Here is a 7,330-nt window from a genome sequence, read left to right as displayed (position 1 = left end):
CATTCGCGCTCACCTGCACCCCATTCTCTGTCCAGTTTATGAATTCATAGCCTTCGCTTGGAGTGGCCACAAGGTTTACAGTATCTCCGTGAGTGTAGTTTCCTCCGCCGCTCACGCTTCCACCGGCAGGAGGATTGGCCGATGCGGCAATCGTGTACTTCTTTATTGTGAAGGTCGCCGTTACTGTCTTATTTGAATCCATTGTTATGTTTGCCGGATTTACACTACCACTAAGGTCTTCGCTCCAGCCGGTGAAGTTCCAGCCCGTTGATGGAATTGCCGTCAGCTGAACTATCTCGCCGTGAGTGTAAGTCGATTTGTCAGGATTTCTCGAGACCGAACCCTGCCCGACCGTGTTAGTCGAAAGCGTGTAAGTCTTTTTTGGTAGAGAGATATTCACGCTCTTGTCTGAATCTACATTAACACTCCCGGTAGAGTTCTCGTATCCGGTCTTGCTTACCGTGTATGCCCTGTTCCCGACCGGAACTTCCGAAAAGACGGCCAGACCCTGCGAATCGGTCTGTTGAGATTCTCCATTGAAACTCACATTTGCTCCGTGAAGCGGAACAGAGTCATTGCTGACGCTGAATACAATCTCAAATTCGGCGAGGTTTTCCTTCGAAAGAACCGCTTCGCATTGCGAGACAATCTCATCCCCTACATAACAGACGATAATCACGGCCTGTTCATCTCTGTTAGTCCAGAAGGACGAAAGATCCACAACTCCATTTCCGTCAGGAATTGCCTCTTCAGGAATCGGGGTCTGTATCGCGGGATCGATATCCGGATATATGAATCTCACTTTTGTGATCGCCGGGTCTAGCTCAAGCCTAACTTCATACTTACAACCGAAAAATGCGCTCTCCAGAATGAACTTAAAATCCTTAGACAATACAGATGCCACGAATCTGGCCTCAATCAATCTATCATTAATGACTGTGAATCTGTATTCCCGGTCTTCACTGACAAGCTGGCCATTTTCGTACCAGCCGGAGAACATATAGCATTCACTTGACTCAGCGATAAGCACGGCCTCTTCACCGTAGCCATAGGCACCACCACCGGAGACAGCACCTCCATCTTCTGGACTGGCATATACCTCAACAGAATACCCGTGTTCCAAAAAGTGTGCAGTTACAGTCTTGTCGTTGTCCATAGTTATTTGCGTTGGATTCAGAGAGCCTTCCAGATCTCCGGTCCAACCATTGAAGTTCCATCCACTGGCCGGTATAGCCGTCAACTCGATAATCTCCCCATGGCTGTACCTTTCCTTTTCAATCGACCTCGAGATCGAGCCATCTCCGGAAACCAGAGTCGTCAACTCATAGGTTTTCTCAGCCAATAATATGTCAACGGTTTTGTCGGAATCTACGATCACGTTTCCTGCTAGTTCTTCGTATCCCAACTTGGTTATCGTGTAATCCTTGTTTCCTGGAATTATTTCGTAGAATTCCACCTTCCCTTGAGCATCAGTCTCTCTTTCCTCTCCGGCAAAACTAACTAGTGCTCCCTCTACTGCTCCTTCGAAATCGCTTACAAAGAAAGTAACCGTATATCTCTCGAGCTTGAAACTGACCGTAATTGACTTATCGCTATCCATAGTGATTACGATCTCTGTGTCCGATCCGGTGGCACCGCCGGTCCACTGTTCAAACAACCAGCCCTCAGCCGGTTCCGCCCTAAGGGAGACTTCCGTTCCTTCTTCATATATAGTCTCTTCAGGAGCAACAACTACCGAACCATTTCCTTCAATTGAAACTACGAGCTCGTAAAGGAACCTACCATTAAGTACGTTGAAGAGACTAGCTTCACAGATAGCAAGCGCGTAGTTCGGAAGTCCGAGTGTGTTCAGCGTGTCCTGTGTAAGGTCGTACTTAGGATTTGCGGGATATGTTTCAAAGTCCCAGATCCATGCCCCGAACGGCGGTGTATCTATGATCACATAAGAATCATTTACGGAGAGCACTCCAACTAGCAGCTCGACCTTCTCTGCGAATGTCATGTTCTCGAGGCATTCGAGAGAGTAGAAGATAAGGTCGTCTATGAGTACATAGATACCCGTCCTGTCTTCCACTGCTGCCATGTCGAATGTTGACTTTGTTTCTTCAAGTGCAACTGTCTTCTTTAGAAGCTCCACACCCCTAGAGTCTCTAACTGAGAGTGTCACTTCGCCTGTCCCAGTGTTCGCGAAGAATCTTGATTCGGCCTTGCCTCCGCTAAGCGTTACGGAAGGCATACCGTTGTCGAACTCGACAGCCGCCGCATCCTTTACTCCCTTTACATCGACACTGAAAGCAAATTCGCTGATTCCCATGAGCGAAATCTCGCGGGTCAGAGTGAATTTGGCATCAATCGAGGGTTCTCCGCCAAGTTTGAAACATGCAGGCAAGAAAAGCGTTAGTATGACTATTGCCAGTACTCCATTAAACAGAATCCGAAGTGTTGAGTCTCCTCTTCCATTTCGCATATAATTAAGCCCCCAGTAGGTATTTAGTCCAAAGATTGAACCGATTAAAATAGTTGATAATTCATTATATCAAAGTCTTTCATGATTTTAGAAGAGACCGCTCCAATACCCTTCTAACAAAAACGAATGTACTAAGATACTTTCATAAAACACATGATAGCGAGAGTTGTTTCCAGTTGAAATAGAGCCTTTCAAGTCAACACTGCGTGTTATAATTGTTCGATCTCTCATTCATGATTGGAGGTATTTTAATGCGCAATAAGCATGCGTTTCCTATATTCGTTGTCTTTTTAGTGTTGTTCATTAGTGCATGCAGTTCACCCAAACCACCAAAATTCAAGATTCCCGATCAAAGAATTGAAGAAGGCTCCGTTCTACGGCTTTTGTTAACGGATTTTGCCGAGGCCTCAACTAACGAAAAACTTTCTTTCGAGCTGAAAGAGGGAAAAGGAAAAATAGAGGGAAACAATTACCTGTATTCAGCTTCATTCGAAGATGCAGGTACAAGCAAGGTAATTATAATTGCAAAGACTGACAAAGGCAAGGAAACGGAGGCGGCTTTTAATCTTATCATAGAAGACAAGAACCGTAGTCCGATAATCTCAATTGATAATCTTGAATTATCACGCGAAGGCGAACTCACTCTGGACCTGAAAAAGATTGCAAGCGATCCAGATGGTGATTCACTTTCATTCATCCTAAGTTCGGGAAAAGGAACTGTAGAAGGTTATAAGCTCAACGTTATCGGAAAAGATCTCGATTATGGAGAGAACAAGTTTTCTGTACAAGTTATTGATACAAAAGGCGCAACAGCACTTGCGAATTTTTCAATCGTCGTTCCTTTACCATCTGTAGTGGATTCTGGGAATACACTGTATGCCGGACTAGGAGGAGATTACGAAACCATACAGCAAGCAGTTAGCGCTGCAAAGACCGGTGATACGGTATTTGTCCTTCCTGGCAATTATACTGAGAATATAAGTATTTCAAAAAGCATACATATTGTAGGATCTTCTAGAGACGAAGTTGTTATTAGCGCGAGTAATGAGTCGTCGGCTATTATTTACGTTCGTAATGGTAATGGTGTCAAGATCTCTGGACTGACATTGAAAACTCTGGGACCGGCAATCCAGTTTTCGAGGTCATCCGGTGAAATCAATGACTGCATTATCAAAGGTGGTAGATTCGGAGTGTCTTTTAGCGGTTCTTCTGGTACTTATATAACTGTTACCAATTGTACTTTCTCCGCTCTAGAAAGCGAGTACAATCCTGAGAAACTCGGTGAGCGTTTGACAGGGCTTTACGCTTATGGTACTGGAAAAGTTGAAGTTGCCGACTCGGTTTTTGTACGAAACGGCACTGGCCTATATCTTTCAAATGAGATCACCTTCAAAGTTTTGAATTCAACCTTCGATCAGAATACGATAGGTATTTCAATAACAGGAACGGCTAACGGACTAATTCGAGACAATCTAATTATGAGAAACATGGACAATGGGATACTTCTGAGAAGCACCTCTACCGTAGAGTTCGAAAACAACCGATTCTTGGACAATATTCGTCATGGTTTCGATCTTTATCTCAGGAGCTGTACCGATTGCGGCTGTGGCGGTACTGTCTTCAACGGGACTGTTCTGGGGTCCGGAAACGTTTTTGACGATGTGAACGCCATCTGTCCCAGAGACTTCAGTTGGCCCGAAGACTTCTATACACTGGACGATCAGATATCCAAGAAGCACTAAAACAAGCGGAACACTATAATAAACACTCAGAACCGGCCGGATTTTGGGCCGGTTTTTCTATATTTCTAAGCATTCCTACAAAGAAGGAGATTGAAAAGAGACCTGTTCTGTGCTTTTGGATACCGAATCGTTAGTTTGCCCACGGAGCACTCTTCCTCACGAAAAGCCCGTCATTGCAAACGACAGTGCAATAAAAACAATTGGATTACAGCAAACGAATGTATCAATCGATTAAATATAACGATTTTTTATGACTGCTTTTGGCAGTCATAACCATATAGGTCTTTTCCGCTATTTTAACATAGATAGGATTTCGATTTTCCAATGCTAACAGTATCTATACCACCATCCTGCAGTAAGCCGTATCACTTCGCAAATCCAGAGATAGATAGCCATGGTTAAACAAAAGCAAGTTATATGCAATCTATAGTTTACTGTTTTCTCTGTATCAGTCGTATGAGTTTGGGTTTATTTGGAGTAGAATAAGTTTAAAGGTTATTCGTTATTGAACTGGGAAGTGGGGAGAGAAGAATGTCGAAAATTGGAATAGGTTTTGCAATAGCAATATTGGTCTTAGCGACAAGCAGTTGCCTTTTTTCACCGCAATTAAGCGGCGAACCTGCGGGAAACGTGCTCTCTCTGGAACCCCAGATTCTACCGCTTGACGCATTTGGAGTGAGAAGAGCAGAGATAGTGGTTGAAGGAACGAAGGTGGGAGTCTTCTCTTTTTGGATTAAAAACGATTCACTTTGCCTCAATTTTGAGGGTCTTGATGGATGGATGTTCAGTAGAATAGCTTTCGATACTGAAGAAGCGCTTGGTGAGTTTAAGCTTGACGATAGCGGCAAGCTAGATGTAGCATTTTTTTCTACAAATGTGTCTTTCGAGAATGTTGTTGATTCCGCTTCTTATGAGGTTGCTCTAGATTTTCTCGGTGATTTTACAACGAGTTTCTTCGCCGCAATTTATCTGGAAATGAGAAATGCTGACGGTATTGAGGTATCAACTATTCCGACTGTGTATCTCGGTACCATATTCAGAGACTCAGGTCAGATTGATTTGAATGCAATAATTACCGGCGAGCTCCATGTCGAACACCGGAATGGTTTTGTCTATTGTGATCTGCTTCTTGTAAATGAAGGCAACACTGTAGCTTCACTTGTTACTGTAGAGCTTCTCTTTGAGATCGAAGAAGAGGGAACCTGGCTTGAGTTTGAGAAAGTGAAATTGGTTTCCTTTGAAGACGAACTGAATATTGCACCGGGGACTTCGCTGAATATAAGTGATGAGATACCTATAAAAGGTAGAACAAGAGTCACAGCTGATATTCACTCGATAAACAGTGATAGCATTCGACTGGTTTGTATATTTGAAGGTGATTTCTGAGCATACGTTTGTGTTTGATTTATGGTATTATAAATACTGAAATTCCATTGTTCTTCTTATAATGATTACTTCGGCACTTTTTATTTCTTCTTGGGATATTTCGGGGTGGCCTGGCACATAGTTGCATATCAATCGACTGGATAAGGTTATTTGCACCCATTGAGGTGGAGGTGGTGTTATGAAAAGAAGCTTAATTATTGTAGTAGCGATTCTTATACTCTTAGTTCTGGCAGGTTGTATCAGACCTCAGGAACAGGAAGAGTTGTTAATTGAAGAGTTTTCAGAAAACGAAATACAGTTCGAACTTGTTTCGGTAAGCGGGCTTAAGTCTTCTTACAAAATAGTAGTAAAAGGTGAGTTATTAGCAACTGTGCATGCCTGGATTGAGGATGATTCGACTTTGTTCTTGAGATTTGAAGCTTTTGATGGTTGGCTTCTTCTTGAAAGCCGTGCAGCAACCTCAACAACACTAACTGGAATGCCTAAAAACAAAGATGGCAAGACAGACCCTTCATTGTTCTCTGGAGAAGTTCATATTACTCCTCTTAAAGAATACACACTGTCTCTTCCTCTTGGAAAGCTATCAGATGGTCAAAAAGTATATTTCGGTACTTACAGCGAGTTTCGAAAAGTTGGCACGAGAACCAGAGTTAAATATGGTGTTTGTATCAATTCATTCGTATATCACGACGATACTCCAGTGATAGATAAGAAACCAAAGCTCGAGGGCGATATAGATGATCCTCTGGTCAGAGGGTTTACCTATGACTGGGAAATCGAGAAGAGTGTCGATCCCGAATCTGTGGAGTTGAAACTCGGAGAATCGGCGACTATAACCTATACTATCGATGCGACTAGAACTCCAGTAGATGGATCTTTTTCGCTTTTCGGGGCAGTTAACCTCAACAGCACCGGCGAATTGCCAGCTTCAAGCATTGAGATCAGCGTAATGCTTCAGTATCTTCATGGAGATGAATATACAGATCTGGAAGGATTCACCGCGATAAATCTTGATACTTCGGCAACTCCCACTTTGAACCCGGGAGAATCCAGCTCATATAAGTATGATTTCGGCTTTGATCCAAAGGAAGGCGTTTATGAGTATAGAATTCTGGCTTCGGTTACAGCGGACGATATCTTCCCCTTCACTCTGGTTGGGACCTTTACATTGAGTGGACTTGCAGAGTCCACGGACGCCACCGCAACGATAGCTGATCAGTTGAAGGACATAGAAAGCGTAATACCCGGTGGGTTTAGTGCAGCATATGTACCACCGACAACGGGGAGCTGGGTTTTGGAGCAACCAGGAGATGGAGTTCAGACCTTCTCGCTAGTCTATGAGGTTCTCCTTACTAACGAAAAGATAGAAGATCCACAACAGGATTTCTACATACTCGATAACACGGCAACACTGACCGAATATGACAGCAAGACCGAGCACTCAGACGATGCACGGGTGATAATAACCGTTCCGCAGCCTTTCATAGATAATCCAGATCTAAAGATAGCGAACGAACACGATATGGAATGGGATCAGGAGAAGGCATACAGCTGGGTTATAGAGAAGAGCGCGACACCCGAGAGTATAGAGCTGGAAGAAGGGGAAGACGGCACCTTCACATACACCCTTCTGGCGACCAGGACAGTTAAGGAAACGAACGTATCGACACTGACCGGCCTTGCCACAGTTACGAACACGGGTAACGTACCTCTCACGAACATAGCTGTAGAGATA

4 protein-coding genes are annotated in these 7,330 nt (G+C 43.8%); 3 read left to right on the top strand and 1 reads right to left on the bottom strand.

Annotated features, from left to right (window positions below):
* Window positions 1-2,467: InlB B-repeat-containing protein (locus tag B3K91_RS08020; protein ID WP_292594557.1), on the bottom strand; the 2,467-nt coding region annotated here is incomplete at its 3' end.
* 251 nt (window positions 2,468-2,718) lie between these two features.
* Here B3K91_RS08020 and B3K91_RS08015 point away from each other — a divergent pair.
* The 3 genes from B3K91_RS08015 to B3K91_RS08005 form a co-directional block, all read left to right on the top strand.
* On the top strand, window positions 2,719-4,209 hold the full coding sequence (locus B3K91_RS08015) for a right-handed parallel beta-helix repeat-containing protein (protein WP_292594554.1): 1,491 nt from the start codon (window positions 2,719-2,721) through the stop codon (window positions 4,207-4,209).
* A gap of 531 nt (window positions 4,210-4,740) precedes the next feature.
* Window positions 4,741-5,595 carry a hypothetical protein gene (locus tag B3K91_RS08010; protein WP_292594552.1) on the top strand — a complete coding sequence of 285 codons (855 nt, stop codon included), beginning with the start codon at window positions 4,741-4,743 and terminating at the stop codon, window positions 5,593-5,595.
* Between the two features lie 178 nt (window positions 5,596-5,773).
* On the top strand, window positions 5,774-7,330 hold a 1,557-nt coding region (locus B3K91_RS08005; protein ID WP_292594548.1), incomplete at its 3' end, for a hypothetical protein.

It is taken from the genome of Mesotoga sp. UBA5847 (assembly GCF_002432735.1).
Lineage (GTDB): Bacteria > Thermotogota > Thermotogae > Petrotogales > Kosmotogaceae > Mesotoga.
The sequence above is the reverse complement of the archived record's forward strand: the minus strand, read 5'-3'. Positions and strand labels throughout refer to the sequence as shown.